Source organism: Mycetocola reblochoni REB411 (assembly GCF_900163835.1).
Taxonomy (GTDB): Bacteria; Actinomycetota; Actinomycetes; order Actinomycetales; family Microbacteriaceae; genus Mycetocola_B; species Mycetocola_B reblochoni.
The window spans coordinates 45,348-67,354 of record NZ_FUKR01000032.1; the positions used below are offsets into that span (position 1 = coordinate 45,348).

Below are 22,007 nucleotides of genomic sequence, written 5' to 3' on the forward strand. Positions count from 1 at the left end.
GCGTGCGCACGGGTATCAGGCTCGGGATCGACGTCGGCACCGCGCGTGTCGGCGTCGCATCCAGCGACCTGCACGGCATCCTCGCGACGCCGGTGGAGACGGTTCCCCGCGATCACGACGGCTCGGACGATGTGGCGCGCATCGCCGCGATCGTGGCCGAGCGTGCCGCGCTCGAGGTGGTCGTGGGGGAGCCGATGGCGCTGTCCGGTCGCCGGACCGCCTCGACCGAGGACGCGATCGGCTTCGCCTCGCGACTGGCCGCGGCACTGCCGGTCCCCGTCCGTCTGGTCGACGAGCGCATGTCGACGGTGAGCGCGCATCAGGCGCTGCGAAGCGCGGGACGCAAACAGAAGGGCACGCGGCCGATCATCGACCAGGCCGCGGCCGTCGTCATCCTGCAGCACGCCCTCGACAGCGAACGCGGATCGGGACGCCCGCCCGGCCGCGCCGTCGACCCGGGGGCCGACACGGAGGGAGCCGAGTGAGCGAATCGGACGCCGACAACCACCCCCTGACCCGCAGGGAGCGTCGGGAGATGCTGCACAGGGAGTCGCAGGCGACACCCCGGAACGCCGCCGGTCCGGCCACGAAGGGTGGCGCGGCGAGCGGCGACCCCGCGGGCACCGGCACGGCCAACGATGCGATGTCGCGTGCTGGCGCGACGAACGGCGACCCGGAGGACGCCGGACGCGCGAACGCTCCCGGAGCGCCGGAGCCGAGCGCTCCGCTGCCCGCCGCGGTCGCCCCCGCGAACCCCACGGACCAGGACCATGCCGCGGCGAGCGTGGAGAGCCTGCTCGGGTTCACGACCGCCGCCGCCACCGACGCGGCCGCACAGGGGCACGCGGTCGACGCAGCAGGCGCAGCCGCCTCGACCGGCAGCGGCGACTCCGGCGGACGGGACTCCAGACGACGGGCCCTGAGCGGTGACCGGCCCCCGCGCCGCAGACGCCGCTGGCTGACGCCCGTCATCGTCGTCGTCGCGATCATCGCGGTGCTCGGAGGGGGCGCGGCGTTCGCCTACACGACCTTCAAGCCGCAGATCGACGCGATCGCGAGCCGCTTCCAGCCGAGCGACTACGAGGGCACGGGCACGGGCGAGGTCGTCATCCAGATCGTGGACGGCCAGGACGGCGCCGACGTCGCGGCGACGCTCGAGGAGAACGATGTCGTGATGACCTCGCGAGCGTTCTACTCCCTTCTGCTCGCCCAGCCGACGGAGGTCGTGTTCCATGCGGGCACCTACCGGCTGAAGTCGCAGATGAGCGCACAGGCGGCCCTCACGGCGCTGCAGGACGACGCCAACAAGCTCTCGAACCAGTTCGTGATCCCCGAGGGGACCGGCATCGACGACGTGCTCGAGCGCATCGCCACCGGACTGGACATGGACAGGGACGAGCTGGAGGCGGCCGCCGCGGACCCGCAGTCCTTCGGCCTTCCCGACGAGGCCACCACCCTCGAGGGCTTCCTGTTCCCCGCGACGTACGTGATCGAGCCGGGCACGAGCGCCACGGATGTCCTCCAGACGCTCGTCGATCGCAGCATGCAGGCCCTCGACGAGGCGGGCGTGGCGGCGGACGACCGCTGGGACACCGTCATCCTCGCCTCCATCGTGCAGCGGGAGGCGGGCCTCGCCGAGGACTACCCCAAGGTGGCGCGCGTCTTCCTCAACCGGCTCGACACCGCGAAGTGGCCGTCCGGCCTGCTGCAGTCGGACGCGACGGTCGCCTACGGGACGGGCAACACCCACACCGTGGAGACAACGCCCGAGGAGCGCGAGGACGCCTCCAACCCGTACAACACCTACGCCAACCCCGGGCTGCCGGTCGGCCCGATCTCCAACCCCGGCGACGTGGCCATCGACGCGGCCATCCATCCCGCCGACGGGGACTGGCTGTACTTCGTCACCTGGAACCTCGACACCGGCGAGACCTCGTTCTCGACCACCTACGAGGAGCACGAGGCCGCGGTCACGCGCTGGCAGGAGTGGATGGCGGCGAACCGATGAGCCGGATCGAGCCGCACGGCGACGTCCTGGCCGTCTGGGGCTCGCCGATCGGGCACTCACGCTCGCCCCTCCTGCACCGGACCGCCTACGACGTGCTCGGGCTGGACTGGAGCTACGGGCGCAGGGAGGTCGACGAGACCGGCTTCGCGACGGCGTTCGCGCAGCGCACGCCGCGGTGGCGGGGGCTGTCGCTCACGATGCCGGTGAAGTCGCTCGCCTTCGCGGCGGCTGATCGTCGCGACAGGACGAGCGAGCTGACCGGTGCGAGCAACACCCTCGCGTTCACCGACGAGGGCATCGTCGCGGCCAACACGGACGTCGCCGGCATGGTGCTCGCCCTCGCCGACCGCGGTGTCACCTCTGCGGGCTCCGCCGCGGTGCTCGGCGGCGGCGCGACGGCGGCCAGCGCCCTCTGCGCCCTCGCAGCGATCGGCGTCACCGAGGTCGCGCTCTATCTGCGGAACGCGCGCAGGGCGGCCGAGCTGACACCGCTCGCTGATCGTCTCGGCATCGCCCTGTCCCCGCGCACGCTCGACGCGCTGCCCTCGGGTGACGAGCCCCTGCTCGTCTCGACGCTGCCCGGTCCGGCGCAGACCGATCTCGAGCTGTCACCTGGCCGGTTCCGCGGCGTCGCCGTGCTCGACGTCGCCTACGACCCCTGGCCGAGCCGCATCGCCGCGCTCGCGGCGGCGGACGGCTCCTCGGCCGCGAGCGGGCTGGACATGCTCGTGCACCAGGCCGTCGCCCAGATCCGGTTGTTCCTCGCCGGCACTCCCGACGAGCGGCTGCCGGACGAAGCAGCGGTCACCGCGGCGATGTTCCGCGCGGTCGGGCGCCCCGTCCCCGCCCGCTGACGCCCGCGAACACGCGCCGCGAGCGTTCCGTCCGCCGCCCGCGCTGTGGAAAGATGGGGGAATGCTTCGTTGGTTGACGGCCGGGGAATCCCACGGCCCAGAACTCATTGCCGTGCTCGAGGGGCTGCCCGCGGGCGTGCCCGTCACTCTTGACGCCGTCCGGGCCGATCTGGCCCGCCGCAAGCTCGGATACGGGCGCGGGTCGAGGATGAAGTTCGAGCAGGACGAGCTGCACATCTCCGGAGGGGTGCGCCACGGTCTCAGCCTCGGCGGCCCGCTGGCCCTCCGCGTCGGCAACACCGAGTGGCCGAAGTGGCAGGAGGTCATGAGCCCCGAGCCCGTCGAGGTGACGGAGCGCTCACGCGGCCGCTCGGCGCCGCTGACCCGTCCGCGGCCCGGCCATGCCGACCTCGTCGGCATGCAGAAGTACGACTTCGACGAGGCCAGGCCGGTCCTGGAGCGGGCGAGCGCGCGGGAGACGGCGGCGCGGGTGGCTCTCGGAGCCGTCGCCAAGTCGTTCCTGGCGGAGCTCGGCGTGCGGCTCGTGTCGCACACGCTTTCGATCGGACCCGTCCGGGTCCCCGAGGGCGCGCCCCTGCCCGGGCCCGACGACGTGGCGACCCTCGACGCCGACCCGCTTCGCTGCTTCGACCCGGCGACGAGCGCGCTCATGGTCGACGAGGTCGACGACACGAAGAGGTCGGGCGACACCGTCGGGGGCGTCGTCGAGGTGATCGCCTACGGGCTCCCCGCCGGCCTCGGCTCGTACGTGCACGGCGACCGCCGCCTCGACGGCCAGCTCGCCGGCGCGCTCATGGGCATCCAGGCGATCAAGGGGGTCGAGGTCGGCGACGGCTTCCTCACCACGACCCGCAGGGGGTCGGCCGCGCACGACGAGCTCGTGATCGGGGCCGACGGCATCGAGCGCACCAGCAACAGGGCGGGGGGCATCGAGGGAGGCATGAGCACGGGCACCCCGTTGCGCGTCCGCGCGGGGATGAAGCCCATCGCCACCGTCCCGCACTCGCTGCGGACGGTCGACGTCGCGACAGGCGAGACGGCCGGCGCGCACCACCAGCGGTCGGACGTGTGCGCGGTCCCCGCGGCTGGCGTGGTGGCCGAGGCGATGGTCGCGCTCGTGCTGGCGAACAGCATGGTCGAGAAGTTCGGCGGCGACAGCGTCGGGGAGACCAGGCGGAACCTGGAGTCGTACCGTGCCGAGGTCGCCGAGCGTCTGCGCACCAGCGCAGAGCTGGCGGACGAGGCCTGATGCCGCGGCCGCTCGCCGTCCTGATCGGCCCGATGGGGGTGGGGAAGACCCGTCTCGGCAAACGGGTGGCCAAACGGCTGGGTGTTCCGTTCACCGACACGGACAAAGTCGTCGTCGCCGCCCACGGCCCCATCACCGACATCTTCGCCGAGCACGGTGAGGACTGGTTCCGCGGCGTCGAGAGCGAGACCGTCCTGGCTGCCCTGGAGGGGGACGGCATCGTGTCCCTCGGCGGGGGAGCGGTCCTCCATCCCGCGACGAGGGCGGCGCTGGCCGGGCACACCGTCGTGTTCCTCACCTCACCGGCGGAGGCGGTCCTCGCCCGCATCGACCTGGGCAAGCGACCGCTCCTGCGCGACGACCCCGGCGCCTGGGAGCGCATCTTCCGGGAGAGGGAGCCCGTCTACCGCGCCCTCGCGAGCCACACGGTCGACACCTCGGGGCGGCCGATGGAGCACGTGGTCGACACGATCGTCGCGCTCGTCGCCCCGGCCCGCGACACGACCACCAAGACAGCGACGGCGGAACCCGCCGCGGAGGAGGCCCCTTGAGCGACATCACCCGGATCCCCGTGACGGGGGACGATCCCTACGACATCGTCGTCGGCCGCGGCATCCTCAGCGCCGAGCTGCTCGAGCGGACTCTGGGCGACGGCGTCGCCAAGGTCCTCGTCGTGCACCCGCCGACCCTCGCCGACCGCGCGGCGGAGCTGCGCGAGCTGCTGGCCGGCCGCTACCAGGTGCTGCTGGCGGAGATCCCCGACGCCGAGGCGGGCAAGCGCGTCGAGGTCGCCGCGTTCTGCTGGCAGATCATGGGCCAGGCCGACTTCACCCGGACCGACGCGGTCGTCGGCTTCGGCGGCGGGGCCGTCACCGACCTCGCCGGCTTCGTCGCAGCGACCTGGTTGCGCGGCGTCCCTCTCGTGCAGATCCCCACCTCCGTGCTCGGCAGCGTGGATGCAGCCGTGGGCGGCAAGACCGGCATCAACACGAACGAGGGCAAGAACATGGTCGGCGCCTTCTACGCTCCCCGTGGCGTCGTCGTCGACCTGGAGCTGCTCGACACCCTCCCGCGCAACGAGGTGCTCACCGGCTTCGCCGAGATCGTCAAGGCCGGCTTCATCGCCGAGCCAGAGATCCTCGACATCATCGAGGCAGACGTCGACACGGCGACGGACCCGCGCTCGCCCCAGTTCCGCCGCTGCGTCGAACTCGCCATCGCGATGAAGGCCAGGGTCGTCGGGGAGGACTTCACCGAGGCCGGGCTGCGCGAGATCCTCAACTACGGTCACACCCTCGGCCACGCCGTCGAGCACGCGGAGCGCTACCAGTGGCGGCACGGAGCTGCCGTGTCCGTCGGGATGGTGTTCGCCGCCGAGCTGTCGCGTCTGGCCGGACGGCTGTCCGACGAGGTCGTCGACAGGCACAGGAGGATCCTCGGCTCGCTCCAGCTGCCGACGAGCTACCCGATCGGCCGCTGGAACACCCTGCTGGCCACCATGCAGCGCGACAAGAAGGCGCGCGCCGGCCTGCTCCGCTTCATCGTCCTCGACGACACGGCGAAGCCGACCGTGCTCGCCGGGCCGGACGCGTCGCTCCTGTTCGCCGCCTACCAGGAGGTGGGGGAGTGAGCGCCGCGGTGTCCCGCTCCGTCCTCGTGCTCAACGGCCCGAACCTCGGCCGGCTCGGATCGCGGCAGCCGGAGGTGTACGGATCGGCCGACCTCGCCGACCTCGCCGAGGCGCTCGTCGGCTGGGCGCCGGAGGGCTGGACGAGCGAGGTCAGGCAGACGGACGACGAGTCCGAGCTCATCGCCTGGCTGCACGAGGCCGTCGACACGCGCAGGCCCGTCATCCTCAACCCCGCCGCGTTCACGCACTACAGCTACGCCGTCCGCGATGCCGCCGTGCTCGTCACCGAGGCGGGGCTCCCCCTGGTCGAGGTGCACATCTCCAACCCGCACGCCAGGGAGTCCTTCCGCCAGCACAGCACCATCTCAGCGGTCGCCACCGGCGTCGTCGCGGGCTTCGGCTTCGACTCGTACCGGCTCGCACTCGCCGCCATCACCGGCTGAGGCCGTGTTGGCCGGCACCCCTTCTGCCACTAAACTGTCCACTCGGGCCGGATCCGGCCACTGACCAGACGCGAACGGAACATCTTCTCCATGGCATCCACTGCTGACATCAAGAACGGCGTTGTCCTCTCCATCGACGGGCAGCTCTGGTCCGTCATCGAGTTCCAGCACGTGAAGCCGGGCAAGGGCGGCGCCTTCGTGCGCACCAAGCTGAAGAACGTCGTCACGGGCAAGACGGTCGACCGCACCTACAACGCCGGGGCGAAGATCGAGATCGAGAACGTCGACCGCCGCGACTACACCTACCTGTACAACGACGGCGACAGCTTCGTGTTCATGGACCAGGCCGACTACGACCAGCTGCAGGTCCCCGCGGCCACCGTCGGCGACGCCGCCAACTTCATGCTCGAGAACCAGTCGGTCACGATCGCGATGAACAACGGCAACCCGCTGTACGTCGAGCTGCCCGCGTCGGTCATCCTCGAGATCACCTACACCGAGCCCGGCCTGCAGGGGGACCGCTCGACCGGCGGAACCAAGGACGCCACCGTCGAGACCGGCTACCAGATCCAGGTCCCGCTGTTCCTTGAGACCGGCACCAAGGTCAAGGTCGACACCCGCACGGGCGACTACCTGGGCCGCGTCAACGACTAGTGAGCGCACGGAGCAAGGCGCGCAAGCGCGCCATCGACATCCTCTACAGCGCGGACGTGCGTCAACTGGCGCTGGCGGACGCGCTCTCCGACGCCGCCCGACGGGCGGCCACCGAGCCGGAGCGTGAGGCCTCCTGGCTGTACGCGCGCGACATCGTCGACGGCGTGCGCGACCACGGCGACGAGATCGACGAGCAGATCCAGTCGTACGCGCAGGGCTGGACGCTGGCGCGCATGCCGCACGTCGACAGGGCGATCCTGCGCATCGCCGTCTGGGAGCTGCTGTTCAACGACGAGGTCCCCGCGGGCGTGGCCATCGATGAGGCCGTCGAGTGGGCGAAGAGCCTGTCGACGGACGACTCGCCCGGCTTCGTCAACGGCCTCCTCGCGCGAATCGCCCAGGCCAACGCGATCGCCTGATCCGGCGCGACCGACGCTCGATGTTCGGGCCCCGTGCAGGTGCACGGGGCCCGAACGCCGTCCGCTCGCCGTCGACGGTCCGGAGCGGGCGGCCCCGACCGTCCGCTCCGCTCGGAATGCCGCGCCGGCGAAGATGCGGCGCGCACAGGCCGGACGCTATGATCGTGAGCAGAAGACACCACTTTAAGTCCGTCCAGAGAGGCGGAGAAGGGAGTCGGCAGTGGCTGCACGCACGGTGCTGCACGAGGCTGATATTTCCCGGGCGCTGACCCGGATCGCCCACGAGATCATCGAGTCCAACCGGGGCCCCGACGGCCTCATCCTGGTCGGCATCCCCACACGGGGCCGCTATCTGGCGGAGCGCCTGCGCGAGCAGATCTCGCGGATCAGCGGGACCGAGGTGCCGGTCGGCACGCTCGACGTCACCCTCTACCGCGACGACCTTGGCCGTCAGCCGGTACGAAGCCCCCAGCCCACGCAGATGCCCGGAGACGTCGTCGACGGAGCGACCGTGGTCCTGGTCGACGACGTGCTGTTCTCCGGCCGGACGATCCGGGCCGCGCTCGACGCGCTCGGCGACCACGGCAGGCCCCGCGCCGTGCGGCTGGCCGTCCTCGTCGACCGCGGGCACAGGGAGCTGCCGATCCGACCCGACTTCGTGGGCAAGAACCTGCCCTCGGCGCAGAGCGAGCGGATCAACGTGCGGGTGACGGAGGTCGACGGGGTCGACGAGGTCAGCATCGAGGACCGCGCATGAGGCACCTGCTGAGCACGAGGTCGCTCGACCGCGATGCCGCCGTCCGGCTGCTCGACATCGCCGAGGACATGGCCGACACCCAGACCCGCGAGGTGCGCAAGCTGCCGACGCTGCGCGGCAAGACGGTCGTGAACCTGTTCTTCGAGGACTCCACCCGCACCCGCATGTCCTTCGAGGCGGCGGCGAAGCGGCTCTCCGCCGACGTCATCAACTTCTCCGCCAAGGGGTCCAGCGTGTCCAAGGGGGAGAGCCTGAAGGACACCGCTCAGACCCTGCAGGCCATCGGCGCCGACGCCGTCGTGATCCGGCACTCCGCCTCCGGCGCCCCGCAGACGCTCGCCGACAGCGGCTGGATCCAGGCGGGCGTCCTCAACGCCGGCGACGGAACCCACGAGCACCCCACCCAGGCGCTGCTCGACGCTTTCACGATGCGCCGCAGGCGACACGGGGCAGCGTCGAGGGGCAGGGACCTGGACGGCTTCAGGGTGACCATCGTCGGCGACGTGCTGCACTCGCGCGTGGCGAGGTCCAACGTGTGGCTGCTGTCGACGCTCGGCGCGGAGGTCACGCTCGTGGGCCCGCCGACGCTCATGCCGCTCGGCACGGCCGCCTGGCCAGCCACCATCGGCTACGACCTGGACGCCGCGGTCGACGCCGGACCCGACGCGCTGATGATGCTGCGCATCCAGGCGGAGCGGATGAACGACGCGTACTTCCCCAACGCCCGCGAGTACTCGCGGCTGTGGGGGCTCGACGACCGGCGGCTCTCGCGCCTTCCGGGGCGTAGCATTGTCATGCACCCCGGTCCGATGAATCGCGGCCTCGAGATCTCGGCACGGGCGGCGGACGACCCCAGGTCGAGCGTGCTCGAGCAGGTCGCCAACGGCGTGTCCGTGCGAATGGCCGCCCTGTACCTGCTGCTGTCCGGAGCCGGAGAGGATCCCACTTCATGACCACACGAGCCTTCCTCATCACGGGAGCGCGCCTGGCCGACGGCCGCACGACCGACATCCGCATCGAGGCGGGCCGCGTCACAGAGCTCGGCGCGGGGCTCGACGCGCGCGGCGCGGAGACGATCGACGCCTCAGGGCTCATCGCCCTCCCCGGACTGGTCGACCTGCACACCCATCTGCGCGAGCCCGGCTACGAGCAGAGCGAGACGGTGCTGACCGGCACGCGCGCGGCCGCGGCCGGCGGCTTCACGACGGTGTTCGCGATGGCCAACACCTCGCCCGTGGCCGACACGGCCGGCGTCGTCGAGCAGGAGCTCGCCCTCGGCGAGGCCGCCGGCTACGCCAGGGTCCAACCGATCGGGGCCGTGACGGTCGGACTCCAGGGCGAGCGGCTCGCGGAGCTCGGCGCGATGGCCCGGTCGCGTGCCGCCGTCCGGGTGTTCTCTGACGACGGCTTCTGCGTCTCCGACTCCCGTCTCATGCGCCGCGCGCTCGAGTACGTCAAGACGGTCGACGGGGTCATCGCGCAGCACGCGCAGGACCCCGCGCTCACCGTCGGCGCGCAAATGAACGAGGGAACCGTCTCCGCCGAGCTCGGGCTGACCGGCTGGCCGGCCGTCGCCGAGGAATCGATCATCGCCCGCGACGTCCTGCTCGCGGAGCACGTCGGCGCCCGACTGCACGTGTGTCACCTGTCGACGGCGGGGAGCGTCGAGGTCCTGCGCTGGGCGAAGGCCCGCGGCGCCCAGGTCACCGCGGAGGTCACCCCGCATCACCTGCTGCTCACCGAGGAGCTGGTCCGCGGCTACGACCCGCGCTACAAGGTCAACCCGCCGCTGCGCCGCCAGGAGGACGTCGACGCGCTCCGCCTCGCCGTCGCCGACGGCACCATCGACATCGTCGCCACCGACCACGCACCGCACCCCGTCGAGGCGAAGGAGTGCGAGTGGCCCGCCGCGGCGAACGGGATGGTCGGGCTCGAGTCCGCCCTGTCGGTCGTCCAGGCCACCCTCGTCGACCCCGGGCACGTCGGCTGGTCGGATGTGGCGCGGATCCTCTCGGAGGCGCCGGCGCGGATCGGCCGGATCACCGGGCAGGGCGAGCCGATCGCCGTCGGCTCGACCGCGGAGATCACGCTCTACGACCCCAGCCCCGTGCGCCCCTTCGGCACCGACCGGCTGCGCGGACAAGCGGTCAACTCGCCGTTCATCGGCACGGAGCTCCCCGGACGGGTCGTCTGGACCTTCCACGACGGCTACCCGACGCTCGCCGACGGCGAGCTCAGGGAGCCGGACGACATCGCAGCGGAGCTGGTCCGTGCTTGAGCGGCTGGTCCCCGGCCTGATCGTCCTGGCCGTCCTGCTCCTCATCGTCGGCCTGATGTACGCGGGCTGGCGGGGACGACGACGACGCGGCGCTCCGCTGGCCGCGGCGCTCGCGCCCGCACCCGAGCGGCTGAGCGACCCGACGACCAGCGACGCACTCTACGTGGCCACCACTGTGCGCCACGATCCGCTCAACCGCGTCACCGTCCCCGGCCTGGGGTTCCGCGCCAGGGCACGGCTCACCGTCGCGGACGAGGGCGTCGTCATCGCCGCCAACGGCGAGCCGGCGGTGTTCGTGCCCTCCGCCGACGTCATCGGGGCCGAACAGGCCACCTGGACGATCGACAGGGTCGTCGAGGACGGCGGCCTCACCGTCATCGGCTGGCGGCTGGCGGGCACCGAGCTCGACAGCAGCTTCCGTCTGCCCAGCGCCTCCGCGCAGCACACCATCATCAGCCGGACCCGCGCCCTCGCGGGGACGGCACCGTCACCAAGCGAGAGCGATACTGCATCATGACCAGTCCCAGCTTCCGTCCGGCGCCCCGGGCCGTCCTCGTGCTCGAGGACGGCACCCGTTTCGAGGGGCGCGCCTACGGCGCGACCGGCCGCACGGTGGGCGAGCTCGTGTTCGCCACCGGGATGACCGGCTACCAGGAGACCATCACCGATCCGTCCTACGCGGGCCAGATCGTGATGATGACCGCGCCGCACATCGGCAACACCGGCGTCAACGACCCGGACCGCGAGTCGCGCCGCAACTGGGTGGCCGGCTTCGTCGTCCGTGACCCCTCGCGGATCGTGTCGAACTTCCGCGCCCAGGACAGCCTCGACAGCGACCTCGTCGCCGACGGCATCGTCGGCATCAGCGGCGTCGACACCCGGGCCATCACCCGGCACATCCGCTCCGCCGGGTCGATGCGCGCCGGCGTCTTCTCCGGTTCCGACCTCGACCTCAGCCCGAGCGAGCAGCTCGACGTGGTCACGCGCAGCGAGGGGATGGCGGGGCGCAACCTCTCCGCCGAGGTGTCGACCGACCACCCCTACGCGCTGCCCGCCCAGGGGGAGCGCGTGGGCACCGTCGCCGTGCTCGACCTCGGCGTCAAGCAGTCCACGCTCAACTACCTGGCCGAGCGCGGCTTCGAGGTGCAGGTGCTCCCGCAGACGGTGACCGCCGACCACGTGCTCTCGCTCGCACCCGACGCGCTGTTCTTCTCCAACGGGCCCGGCGACCCGGCGGCGAGCGAGGCGCACGTGGAGCTGCTGCGGACGGTGCTGCGCGCCGGCGTGCCGTACTTCGGCATCTGCTTCGGCAACCAGCTGCTCGGCCGCGCGCTGGGCTTCGGCACCTACAAGCTGCCCTTCGGCCACCGCGGCATCAACCAGCCGGTGTTGGACAAGGCCACCGGCCGCGTCGAGATCACCAGCCAGAACCACGGCTTCGCCGTCGACCTGCCCGTCGAGGGCCGCCACACCAGCCCTGAGGGCTTCGGCGAGGTCGAGGTCAGCCACTACAGCCTCAACGACCAGGTCGTCGAGGGCCTCGTGTGCCACGACATCAGGGCCTTCAGCGTCCAGTACCACCCGGAGTCCGCGGCGGGACCGCACGACGCCGTGTACCTCTTCGATCGTTTCCGCGACATGGTCGCATCCGCCACGCACGCCAAGGGAGAAGGCAAGTAATGCCCAAGCGCCCCGATATTTCTTCGGTCCTCGTCATCGGCTCCGGCCCCATCGTCATCGGCCAGGCCTGCGAGTTCGACTACTCCGGCACCCAGGCCTGCCGCGTGCTGCGGGAGGAGGGCATCCGCGTCATCCTGGTCAACTCCAACCCGGCCACCATCATGACCGACCCGGACTTCGCCGACGCCACCTACGTCGAGCCGATCACGCCCGAGGTGATCGAGTCGATCATCGTCGCGGAGCGCCCCGACGCGATCCTGCCCACCCTCGGCGGCCAGACCGCGTTGAACGCCGCGATCGCACTGCACGAGCAGGGCATCCTCGACAAGCACGGCGTCGAGCTGATCGGCGCGAAGGTGGACGCGATCCAGCGCGGCGAGGACAGGCAGATCTTCAAGGACCTCGTCCTGGAGTCCGGTGCCGACGTCGCCAGGTCCCACATCGCGCACACCGTCGAGGAGGCCAAGGAGTTCGCCAAGGACCTCGGCTACCCCCTCGTGGTGCGCCCGTCGTTCACCATGGGCGGCCTCGGCTCCGGCTTCGCCTACACGGAGGCGGACCTCGTCCGTATCGTCGGCGACGGCATCCACTCCAGCCCGACCAGCGAGGTGCTCCTGGAGGAGTCGATCCTCGGCTGGAAGGAGTACGAGCTGGAGCTCATGCGCGACACGGCCGACAACACGGTCGTGGTGTGCTCCATCGAGAACGTCGACCCGGTCGGCGTGCACACGGGTGACTCGATCACCGTCGCCCCCGCGCTGACCCTCACGGACCGCGAGTACCAGAAGCTGCGCGACATCGGCATCGACATCATCCGGCGCGTGGGCGTCGACACCGGCGGCTGCAACATCCAGTTCGCCATCGACCCGAGCAACGGCCGCGTCATCGTCATCGAGATGAACCCCCGCGTGTCGCGGTCCTCCGCCCTGGCGTCCAAGGCGACGGGCTTCCCGATCGCGAAGATCGCCGCGAAGCTCGCCATCGGCTACCGCCTGGACGAGATCCCCAACGACATCACCAAGGTCACGCCGGCCAGCTTCGAGCCGACGCTCGACTACGTGGTCGTCAAGGTGCCCCGCTTCGCCTTCGAGAAGTTCCCCGCGGCCGACGCGACGCTGACGACGACGATGAAGAGCGTCGGCGAGGCCATGGCGATCGGACGCAACTACGCGACCGCCCTGCAGAAGGCGCTGCGGTCGCTGGAGAAGCGCGGGTCGAGCTTCCACTGGAACGCCACGGACGACACCCTGGCCGAGCTCATCGAGCGCTCGACGATCCCGACCGACGGCCGCATCGTCACCGTCCAGCAGGCGCTGCGCCGGGGCGGAACGGTCGCGCAGCTGCACGAGGCGACGGGGATCGACCCCTGGTTCCTCGACCAGATCGTCCTCATCAACCAGGTCGCCGACTACGTGGCCGGCGCCGAACGGCTCGACCGCGAGGTCCTGGAGGTCGCCAAGGACCACGGCTTCTCCGACGCGCAGATCGGTCAACTGCGCGGCTTCGGCGAGGCCCAGGTGCGCGAGATCCGCCACATCCTCGGCCTGCGGCCCGTGTACAAGACGGTCGACACCTGCGCGGGGGAGTTCCCCGCCCAGACGCCGTACCACTACTCCAGCTACGACCAGGAGACCGAGGTCGTCCCGAGCGAGCGGACGAAGGTCGTCATCCTCGGCTCCGGCCCGAACCGGATCGGCCAGGGCGTCGAGTTCGACTACTCCTGCGTCCACGCCTCCTTCGCCCTCCGCGACGCCGGCTACGAGACGATCATGATCAACTGCAACCCGGAGACGGTCTCGACCGACTACGACACGAGCGATCGGCTCTACTTCGAGCCGCTCACGCTCGAGGACGTCCTCGAGGTCATCCACGCGGAGAGCGCGTCGGGCACCCTGCTCGGCGTGGTCGTCCAGCTCGGCGGCCAGACGGCGCTCGGCCTCGCGGCCGGCCTGGAGGCCGCGGGTGTGCCCATCCTCGGCACCACCCCCGAGGCGATCGACCTGGCCGAGGAGCGCGGGGCGTTCTCGCGCATCCTCGACACCGCCGGCCTGGTCGCGCCGAAGAACGGCACGGCCATCGACCTCACCGGCGCGACCGCCATCGCCGAGGACATCGGCTACCCCGTGCTTGTGCGCCCGAGCTTCGTGCTCGGCGGCCGCGGCATGGAGATCGTGTACTCGACCGACGCCCTGCGCGACTACTTCGCGCGCATGGCGGACCAGGGCATCATCGACGCCGCGCACCCGCTGCTCGTGGACCGCTTCCTCGACGACGCCATCGAGATCGACGTCGACGCGATCTACGACGGCACGGATCTGTACATCGGCGGCGTCATGGAGCACATCGAGGAGGCGGGCATCCACTCGGGCGACTCCAGCTGCACCCTGCCGCCGGTGACGCTCGGGCGCGCCCAGATCGACAGGGTCCGCGAGGCGACGCTGGCCATCGCCGAGGGCATCGGCGTTCGCGGCCTGCTCAACGTGCAGTTCGCGATCGCCGCCGGCGTGCTCTACGTCATCGAGGCGAACCCGCGTGCCTCGCGTACGGTGCCGTTCGTCGCGAAGGCGCTCGGCGTCCCCATCGCGAAGGCCGCGTCCAGGGTGATGACCGGTGCGACGATCGCCGAGCTGCGCGCCGAGGGCCTGCTCCCCGAGGTGGACGGCTCGCGCATCCCCCTGGACGCGCCCGTGGCCGTCAAGGAGGCCGTCCTGCCGTTCAAGCGTTTCCGCACCGCCGAGGGCGTCGTCGTCGACTCGGTCCTCGGCCCGGAGATGCGCTCGACCGGCGAGGTCATGGGTATCGACCGCGACTTCCCCCGTGCCTTCGCGAAGAGCCAGACGGCCGCGTACGGCGGCGTGCCGACGAGCGGCACGGTGTTCGTCTCCGTCGCCGACACGGACAAGCGTTCCATCGTGCTCCCGGCGCAGCGGCTCAGGGATCTCGGCTTCACCCTGCTCGCCACGGAGGGCACGGCGGAGATCCTCGGCCGGAACGGCGTCGAGGCCCGCACGGTCCGGAAGTACAGCGAGGCGAGCGGCAGCGGCGAGGACAGCATCGTCGACCTGATCACCCGCAACGAGGTCGACATCGTCATCAACACGCCGAGCGGGGGAGCCGCGCGCGCCGACGGCTACGAGATCCGCGCGGCCGCGGTCGCCGAGGACACGCCGCTGTTCACGACGATGGCCGAGCTGTCGGCCGCCGTCGCATCGATCGAGGCAAAGAGGGACGGATTCGAGGTGACGAGCCTGCAGGAGTACCAGCGCCAGCGGGACGCGCGCCGATGACCGGCTTCGGCTCCTCACTTGCCACGGCCTGGGAGCGCTTCGGCAGGCTCTGCGTCGGCATCGACCCGCACGACGCGCTGCTCGACGAGTGGGGTCTCCCGCGGAACGCCGTCGGCGTCAGCGAGTTCGGCCTCAGGGTCGTCGAGGCCGCCGCCGGACGCGTCGGTGTGGTCAAGCCACAGGTGGCGTTCTTCGAGCGTTTCGGCTCGGCAGGCTTCGCCGCGCTCGAGCAGGTGATCGCGGCCGCGCGCCGCGCCGGCCTGCTCGTCATCGCCGATGCCAAGCGGGGCGACGTCGGCTCCACCATGGCCGGGTACGCCCAGGCCTGGCTCGAACCGGGGTCACCGCTCGAGGCCGACGCCGTCACGCTGAACCCGTACCAGGGCGTCGGATCGCTCGCACCGGCCATCGAGCTGGCGTCCCGCACGGGCAAGGGCGTCTTCCTGCTCGCCGCGACCTCGAACCCCGAGGGCGTGCGACAGCAGCAGGCACGACTGGATGACGCGGACGGCGGTTCCACGACCGTCGCGGCGCACATCGTCGCCGAGGTCGACGCGCTCAACCGCGCCGGAGGGCCGACCGACGTCGGATCGCTCGGCGTCGTGATCGGCGCGACCCTCGACCTGCAGCCTTTCGGGATCCCGGCGCCCGGCGGACCGGTGCTTCCGGTGCTCGCACCCGGGTTCGGCGCCCAGGGCGCGACGCTGGACGGCGCAGCCGAACGGTTCGGCGCACTCGCGCCGGGGCTCATCGTCGCGGAGTCCCGCGGCGTCCTCGGCGGCGACCCCGCACTGCTGTCCGCACGAATCGACGCACGAGCCGAGGAGGTCCGTCATGTCCGTGTCCGATGACACCCCCGCCGCCGGCCGTCGCCGCCCGCCTGAGGTCGACAGGACCCAGGCCTCCCAGGCAGCCGTGCGCGCACGGCAGGCCAGGGCGGAGGTGAAGAGGGCGGTCGCCGCGGGGGACCGTGACGCGCTCGACGTGCTCGCCGCGGCCACCACCGACCCCGCGGGGGTCGAGGGGCGCATCCGGGTGACCGAGTTCCTGCTCTCCCTGCCCGCGATCGGCAAGACCAAGCTGCCGCGTGTGCTCGAGTCCCTCGGCATCTCCGCCTCGAAGCGGCTCGGCGGCCTCGGCGTGCACCAGCGCGCCCGACTCAGGGCGTACCTCGAGTCACGCCGTCCCGGGGGAACCGCCGTTCCCCGGCTCGTCGTCCTCGCCGGTCCGACGGCCGTCGGAAAGGGCACGGTCGCGGGGTACATCCGTGAGCGCTTCCCCGAGGTCCTGCTCTCCGTCTCTGCCACGACCCGCGCCCCACGCCCCGGCGAGGTCGAGGGCGTGAGCTACTACTTCGTCGACGACGCCCGCTTCGACGCCATGGTCGAGCGCGGCGAGCTGCTGGAGTGGGCGACCGTGCACAATTCGCACCGCTACGGCACGCCGCGCGCGCCGATCGACGAGGCGCTGGCCAGGGGCGAGAGCGTCCTGCTCGAGATCGACCTGCAGGGAGCCCGCCAGGTCCGACGGTCCATGCCGGAGGCCACCCTCGTCTTCCTGCTGCCGCCGAGCTGGGACGAGCTGGTGCGCCGGCTGGTCGGCAGGGGCACCGAGAGCGAGGAGGAACGCGAACGGCGGCTGCGGACGGCCCGCGTCGAACTGGCCGCCCAGGACGAGTTCGACCACCGCGTCGTCAACCACGACGTGGCCGAAGCGGCCGCGGAGGTCGTACACTTGTTGACATCGCCTGCCTGAGCGCCGCTCGGCGTCCCGGCATCGTTCCCGCTTTCGACACCCACTCAAGGAGTGTGACCACGTGGCTGACAAGCTCACCGGAATCATCGACCCGCCCATCGACGAGCTGCTCGCCCGCGTCGACTCGAAGTACGCGCTGGTCATCTTCGCGTCCAAGCGGGCCCGCCAGATCAACGACTACTACGCCGACCTGCAGGAGGGCAGCCTGTTCGACAACGTCGGACCGCTCGTCGACTCCAACGTCGAGGACAAGCCGCTGTCGGTGGCTCTGCACGAGATCAACGAGGACAAGCTCGTCCTGAAGCCGATCAGCGAGTAGCACTCCGATGCGCGCACTGGGACGATCGCTGTGAGGATCGTCGTCGGGGTGACGGGTGGCATCGCCGCGTTCAAAGCGGTCGGTGTCATCCGTTCTCTCGTTGAGGGCGGCCACGACGTCCAGGTGATCCCCACGGAGGCGGCGCTGCGCTTCGTCGGGCTCCCCACCTGGGAGGCGATCTCGCGCGCGGAGGTGCACACCGATCTGTTCACCGGCGTCGCCGAGGTCAGGCACGTGGCGCTCGGGCAGGGCGCGGACGCGATCCTCATCGTCCCCGCGACGGCGAACACGATCGCGCGCCTGGCGGCCGGTCTCGCGGACGACCTGCTGACGAACACCGTCCTCGCCTCCACGGCCCCGCTGATCATCGCCCCGGCGATGCACACGGAGATGTGGCGGAATGCGGCGACCAGGGCGAACATCGCCCGCCTGACCGAGCGGGGCGCGCGCATCGTCGGCCCGGGGACGGGGCGGCTGACCGGCTCCGACTCCGGCGAGGGGCGGCTCGTCGATACCGAGGTCATCCTCGCCGAGCTGGACGCCGTCGTCTCGACAAGGCGTGACCTCGCCGGCACGCGGATTCTGGTCTCCGCGGGCGGGACGCGGGAGCCGATCGACCCGGTGCGCTTCATCGGCAACCGCTCCAGCGGGCGTCAGGGCGTCGCCATCGCCGCCGCCGCGCGGGCGAGGGGTGCCGAGGTCACCCTCGTCGCCGCCCACCTGGAGGTCCCCGTCCCCGCGGGCGTGCGCACGATCGAGGTGTCGCGCGCGGCCGAGCTCGAGTCCGCGCTCGTGGCCGAGCAGCCGGCGGCGGACGTGGTCGTCATGGCGGCGGCCGTGTCCGACTTCCGCGTCGCCGTCGCGAGCGATCGCAAGATCAGCAAGCAGGACACCGGGGAGGCGCTCGCGCTCGATCTCGTGCAGAACCCCGACATCCTGCGCGGCCTGGTCCGGACCGCTCCCGAGGGTCAGCGCGTCGTCGGCTTCGCCGCGGAGACCGTCGACGACGCCGACGAGCTGCTCAGGCGTGGACGTGCGAAGCGCGAACGCAAGGGAGCCGATTTCCTCGTCCTCAACAGTGTGGGCGTCGACCACGGCTTCGTCGAGGACCGTAACAGCGTCATCGTGATCGACGCGTCCGGCGATATAGTTGCCACGGCTGCAGGGGACAAGCTGTCGGTGGCCGACCGCATCCTGGATGCCGTCACCGGTACCGCCTCGGAGCCGGCGACACCGCGGTGATCCGGCGACTTCACGCCGGGTCGGCGCCGACGGTCGGGGCGCGCCCCGCCACCGCTCGGCGAACCCCGCGCCGCGAACCCCGTGCCGTGCGGGGCCGCACCTGACAACCACCGAACTTTTCTGAAGGATCCACCGTGACCGATCTGCGCCTGTTCACCTCCGAGTCCGTGACCGAGGGCCACCCCGACAAGATCTGCGACCAGATCTCCGACTCCATCCTCGACGCGCTGCTCACGGCCGACCCCCACAGCCGGGTGGCCGTCGAGACGCTCGTCACGACGGGTCTCGTGCACGTCGCCGGCGAGGTGAGCACGACCGGCTACGTCGAGATCCCCGCGATCGTCCGCGACGTGGTGACGGGGATCGGGTACACCGGCTCCGACGTCAGCTTCGACGGCGCCTCCTGCGGCGTGACGGTGTCGATCGGGCAGCAGTCGCCCGACATCGCCCAGGGCGTCGACGCGGCGTTCGAGTCGAGGGAGCAGTCCAGCGACGACGAGCTGGACCGGCAGGGCGCGGGCGACCAGGGGATCATGTTCGGCTACGCCACGAACGAGACCCCCGTCTACATGCCCACGGCCATCCACATCGCCCACCGTCTGGCCGAGCGTCTGACGCAGGTGCGCAGGGACGGCACACTGTGGTACCTGCGCCCCGACGGCAAGACCCAGGTCACCATCGGCTACGACGGGACCGTCCCGGTCACGGTCGACACGGTCGTGCTCTCCACCCAGCACCACGAGGACGTCACCACCGAGCAGCTGCGTGCCGACATCAACGAGCACGTCATCGACCCGGTGCTGGCGACGACGGGCCTGGACGTGAGCGACGTGACCCGCATCATCAACCCGACGGGCCGTTTCGTCATCGGGGGGCCGAAGGGCGACGCCGGCCTGACCGGCCGCAAGATCATCATCGACACCTACGGCGGAGCCGCCCGCCACGGAGGCGGAGCGTTCAGCGGCAAGGACCCGTCGAAGGTCGACCGCTCGGCCGCCTACGCACTGCGCTGGGTCGCGAAGAACGCCGTCGCCGCCGGCTTCGCCGACCGGCTCGAGGTGCAGGTGGCATACGCGATCGGCAAGGCGGCCCCCGTCGGTCTCTACGTCGAGACCTTCGGCACCGGTCACCTGCCCGACGAGCAGATCGTCCGGGCGATCAGGGAGGTCTTCAACCTGCGTCCGGCGGCGATCGTCCGCGACCTCGACCTGCTCCGTCCGATCTACCGGCTCACCTCCAGCTACGGTCACTTCGGCCGGGAGCTCCCCGAGTTCACCTGGGAGCGACTGGACCGCGTCGACGAGCTGCGCGCGGCCGCCGGACTCTGACCGTGCCGGCCTCGGTCGCCAGGGTGGTGATCGATTCGCCGCTGCCGCAGCTGGACCGGCTGCTCGACTACCGGATCCCCGACGACATGGCCGGGGTCCGTCCCGGTGTCCGGGTGCGCGTTCCTTTGCGAACGGGGGGACGCATCGCCTCCGGCTACGTCGTCGACTGCGTCGACAGCAGCGACTTCTCCGGCACGCTCGCCCCGATCGAGCAGCTGGTGTCCTCGGCGCCGGTGCTGGCGCCGGAGGTCTGGCGTCTCGCGCGGGCGGTCGCCGACCGTCAGGCGGGAACGGCCTCCGACGTGCTGCGGCTGGCGATCCCCAAGCGTCAAGTGCGGGTCGAGAAGGCCTGGCTCAGCGAGAGGGCGGCCGTCGGCGGCGTGGGCGACGACCCGACCGGCGCCGCCACGGGACCGGAGCCGCGCGCCACGACCCCCACGGCGGGCGGGGCGGGCGCGGACGACTCTGCTGCTCCGGTCACCGACGGGGCCGATGTCGATGTCCCGCCGGAGGGCGCGGCGACCGCGGACCACGCCGAGCTGATGGCGGCCGTCCGGGCCGGGCAGCGCCTCGCGGTGAGTTGCACGCCGGTCGTCGAGCAGACGGCGACGGGGGAGTGGGTGGGCTCCTGGGCCCTGACCCTCGCCGCCGCGGCCGCAGCCGTCCACGCCGACGGCCGCAGCGCGCTCATCGCCGTCCCCGACCACCGCGACCTCGACGTGCTCGCGACGGCCCTCGCCGCAACACCGGCCGCGGACCACGTCGTGCGCCTGGATGCGGCCCAGTCCGGCCCCGAGCGCTACCGCGCCTTCCTGGCGACGCTCGAGGGTCGTCCCCTGGTCATCATCGGCAACCGCTCCGTGCTCTACGCCGCAGCCGTCGACCCCGGTCTCATCGCCGTCTGGGACGACGGCGATCCGCTGCACCGTGAACCCTTGGCCCCCGGCGCGCACGCGAGGGACGTCGCCCTGCTCCGCCAGCGGCAGCAGGGGGCGGCCCTCCTGTTCGCCCACCACACCCCGAGCGTCGACACGCAGCGTCTCGTCGAGCTCCGCTTCCTGCGCGCGCTGCGCTCCGGCCCCGACCGGCGCGCGCGCGTCGTCGTCGGCGACGGCGCGGGGGATGAGCACAGGGGCCAGCGCATCCCGCCGTCCGCCTGGCGGAGGGCCAGGGCGGCCATCGAGACCGGTCCCGTGCTGCTGCAGGTGGCCAGGCCCGGCTACGCGCCGGGGCTCGCCTGCGGGGACTGCGGGGCACCCGCGCGCTGCACGGTGTGCGCCGGACCGCTGCAGCTGTCGTCGACGGAGAGCACACCCTCGTGCGCCTGGTGCGGAGCGCTGGCCACCGACTGGCACTGCCCGCACTGCTCGGGGACGCACATCCGCATGTCCAGCAGGGGGACGGTCCGCACCGCCGAGGAGCTCGGGCGCGCGTTCCCCCGCACGCGCGTCTACGTCTCCGACGGTGAGCGGCCGCTGCCGAGGCTCGGCGACGCCCCGGCACTCGTCGTCGCCACGCGCGGGGCGGAGCCCCTCGTCGACGGGGGCTATCGTGCCGTTCTGCTGCTCGACGGGGAGCGGATGCTGCAGGCGGAGTCGCTGCGCATCGCCGAGGACGCGATGCGCTGGTGGAGCAACGCCGCCGCGCTGGCCGCCCCCGACGGCGAGGTGGTGCTCGTGGGGGTCGGCGGTCGCCTCGCCGCGGCATTCGCGACCGGCGCGGGGGACCGCTTCGCGGCCGCAGAGCTCGCCGACCGGGCGGAGCTGCACTTCCCCCCCGCCGTCAGGGCGCTGACGATCAGCGGCGATGCGGCGCCCGTGGAGCGCGCGGTCGAGGCGTTGCCGCCCCTTCCGTCCGGCGCCGTCCTCGGTCCGATGCCCGACATCGAGGGCATGCGCGTCATCGTCCGGTTCCCCTACGGCGCCGGCGATGAGCTCGCCGCTGTGCTGAAGGCCGCCCTCATCCGCGAGGCGACCGCCAGACGACCGGCCGTGCCCGGCACGGAGCGCGCCCGTGCGCGGCCTAAACTGAGGGTCAGGTTCGACGACCCCGACGTCGTCGCATGAACCGAACGCCCCGCCCC

21 protein-coding genes are annotated in these 22,007 nt (G+C 71.8%); all 21 read left to right on the forward strand.

What is annotated here, in order from left to right; translation table 11 throughout:
- Positions 1-2 precede the first annotated feature (2 nt).
- The 21 genes from ruvX (at position 3) to FM119_RS05250 (ending at position 21,990) form a co-directional block, all read left to right on the forward strand.
- Complete coding sequence (gene ruvX / locus FM119_RS05150; RefSeq protein ID WP_087136616.1) at positions 3-485, forward strand: Holliday junction resolvase RuvX; 483 nt, start codon at positions 3-5, stop codon at positions 483-485.
- A complete protein-coding gene (mltG, locus tag FM119_RS05155; protein WP_245827277.1) occupies positions 482-2,008 on the forward strand; it encodes an endolytic transglycosylase MltG in 1,527 nt (508 codons plus the stop codon). The genes ruvX and mltG overlap by 4 nt, the downstream gene beginning before the upstream one ends.
- Positions 2,005-2,862, forward strand: coding sequence for a shikimate dehydrogenase family protein (locus FM119_RS05160; RefSeq protein ID WP_087136617.1), 858 nt, complete (start codon positions 2,005-2,007; stop codon positions 2,860-2,862). The genes mltG and FM119_RS05160 overlap by 4 nt, the downstream gene beginning before the upstream one ends.
- Before the next feature lie 61 nt (positions 2,863-2,923).
- Positions 2,924-4,132, forward strand: a complete 1,209-nt coding sequence (aroC, locus tag FM119_RS05165; RefSeq protein WP_087136618.1) for a chorismate synthase — start codon at positions 2,924-2,926, stop codon at positions 4,130-4,132.
- On the forward strand, positions 4,132-4,683 hold the full coding sequence (locus FM119_RS05170) for a shikimate kinase (RefSeq protein ID WP_087136619.1): 552 nt from the start codon (positions 4,132-4,134) through the stop codon (positions 4,681-4,683). Before aroC ends, FM119_RS05170 begins: the two co-directional genes overlap by 1 nt.
- Positions 4,680-5,762, forward strand: coding sequence for a 3-dehydroquinate synthase (gene aroB / locus FM119_RS05175; RefSeq protein ID WP_087136620.1), 1,083 nt, complete (start codon positions 4,680-4,682; stop codon positions 5,760-5,762). Before FM119_RS05170 ends, aroB begins: the two co-directional genes overlap by 4 nt.
- Positions 5,759-6,205, forward strand: coding sequence for a type II 3-dehydroquinate dehydratase (locus FM119_RS05180; RefSeq protein ID WP_245827279.1), 447 nt, complete (start codon positions 5,759-5,761; stop codon positions 6,203-6,205). The genes aroB and FM119_RS05180 overlap by 4 nt, the downstream gene beginning before the upstream one ends.
- Before the next feature lie 90 nt (positions 6,206-6,295).
- Entirely contained in the window at positions 6,296-6,859 is a 564-nt protein-coding gene (gene efp / locus FM119_RS05185) for an elongation factor P (protein WP_087136621.1), read from the forward strand.
- The gene (gene nusB, locus FM119_RS05190) at positions 6,859-7,278 is read left to right on the forward strand and encodes a transcription antitermination factor NusB (protein ID WP_087136622.1); all 420 of its coding nucleotides are present in this window, start codon (positions 6,859-6,861) and stop codon (positions 7,276-7,278) included. The genes efp and nusB overlap by 1 nt, the downstream gene beginning before the upstream one ends.
- Before the next feature lie 220 nt (positions 7,279-7,498).
- Complete coding sequence (pyrR, locus tag FM119_RS05195) at positions 7,499-8,035, forward strand: bifunctional pyr operon transcriptional regulator/uracil phosphoribosyltransferase PyrR (RefSeq protein WP_087136623.1); 537 nt, start codon at positions 7,499-7,501, stop codon at positions 8,033-8,035.
- Positions 8,032-8,988: an aspartate carbamoyltransferase catalytic subunit gene (locus FM119_RS05200; protein ID WP_087136624.1), complete on the forward strand. Its 957-nt coding sequence runs from the start codon at positions 8,032-8,034 to the stop codon at positions 8,986-8,988. Before pyrR ends, FM119_RS05200 begins: the two co-directional genes overlap by 4 nt.
- The gene (locus FM119_RS05205) at positions 8,985-10,313 is read left to right on the forward strand and encodes a dihydroorotase (protein ID WP_087136625.1); all 1,329 of its coding nucleotides are present in this window, start codon (positions 8,985-8,987) and stop codon (positions 10,311-10,313) included. Before FM119_RS05200 ends, FM119_RS05205 begins: the two co-directional genes overlap by 4 nt.
- A complete protein-coding gene (locus FM119_RS05210; RefSeq protein WP_087136626.1) occupies positions 10,306-10,830 on the forward strand; it encodes a PH-like domain-containing protein in 525 nt (174 codons plus the stop codon). The genes FM119_RS05205 and FM119_RS05210 overlap by 8 nt, the downstream gene beginning before the upstream one ends.
- Complete coding sequence (carA, locus tag FM119_RS05215) at positions 10,827-11,993, forward strand: glutamine-hydrolyzing carbamoyl-phosphate synthase small subunit (protein ID WP_087136627.1); 1,167 nt, start codon at positions 10,827-10,829, stop codon at positions 11,991-11,993. The genes FM119_RS05210 and carA overlap by 4 nt, the downstream gene beginning before the upstream one ends.
- Positions 11,993-15,280 (forward strand): carbamoyl-phosphate synthase large subunit, encoded by a 3,288-nt coding sequence (gene carB / locus FM119_RS05220; RefSeq protein WP_087136628.1) that lies wholly within the window; start codon positions 11,993-11,995, stop codon positions 15,278-15,280. The genes carA and carB overlap by 1 nt, the downstream gene beginning before the upstream one ends.
- Positions 15,277-16,131 carry an orotidine-5'-phosphate decarboxylase gene (pyrF, locus tag FM119_RS05225; protein ID WP_087136629.1) on the forward strand — a complete coding sequence of 285 codons (855 nt, stop codon included), beginning with the start codon at positions 15,277-15,279 and terminating at the stop codon, positions 16,129-16,131. The genes carB and pyrF overlap by 4 nt, the downstream gene beginning before the upstream one ends.
- Positions 16,115-17,035, forward strand: coding sequence for a guanylate kinase (gene gmk, locus FM119_RS05230; protein ID WP_087136630.1), 921 nt, complete (start codon positions 16,115-16,117; stop codon positions 17,033-17,035). The genes pyrF and gmk overlap by 17 nt, the downstream gene beginning before the upstream one ends.
- A gap of 61 nt (positions 17,036-17,096) precedes the next feature.
- Positions 17,097-17,354 carry a DNA-directed RNA polymerase subunit omega gene (rpoZ, locus tag FM119_RS05235; protein WP_087136631.1) on the forward strand — a complete coding sequence of 86 codons (258 nt, stop codon included), beginning with the start codon at positions 17,097-17,099 and terminating at the stop codon, positions 17,352-17,354.
- A 30-nt stretch (positions 17,355-17,384) separates the two neighbouring features.
- On the forward strand, positions 17,385-18,596 hold the full coding sequence (gene coaBC / locus FM119_RS05240; protein ID WP_087136632.1) for a bifunctional phosphopantothenoylcysteine decarboxylase/phosphopantothenate--cysteine ligase CoaBC: 1,212 nt from the start codon (positions 17,385-17,387) through the stop codon (positions 18,594-18,596).
- A gap of 134 nt (positions 18,597-18,730) precedes the next feature.
- The gene (gene metK / locus FM119_RS05245) at positions 18,731-19,924 is read left to right on the forward strand and encodes a methionine adenosyltransferase (RefSeq protein ID WP_087136633.1); all 1,194 of its coding nucleotides are present in this window, start codon (positions 18,731-18,733) and stop codon (positions 19,922-19,924) included.
- A gap of 2 nt (positions 19,925-19,926) precedes the next feature.
- Entirely contained in the window at positions 19,927-21,990 is a 2,064-nt protein-coding gene (locus FM119_RS05250) for a primosomal protein N' family DNA-binding protein (protein ID WP_179205215.1), read from the forward strand.
- Positions 21,991-22,007 lie beyond the last annotated feature (17 nt).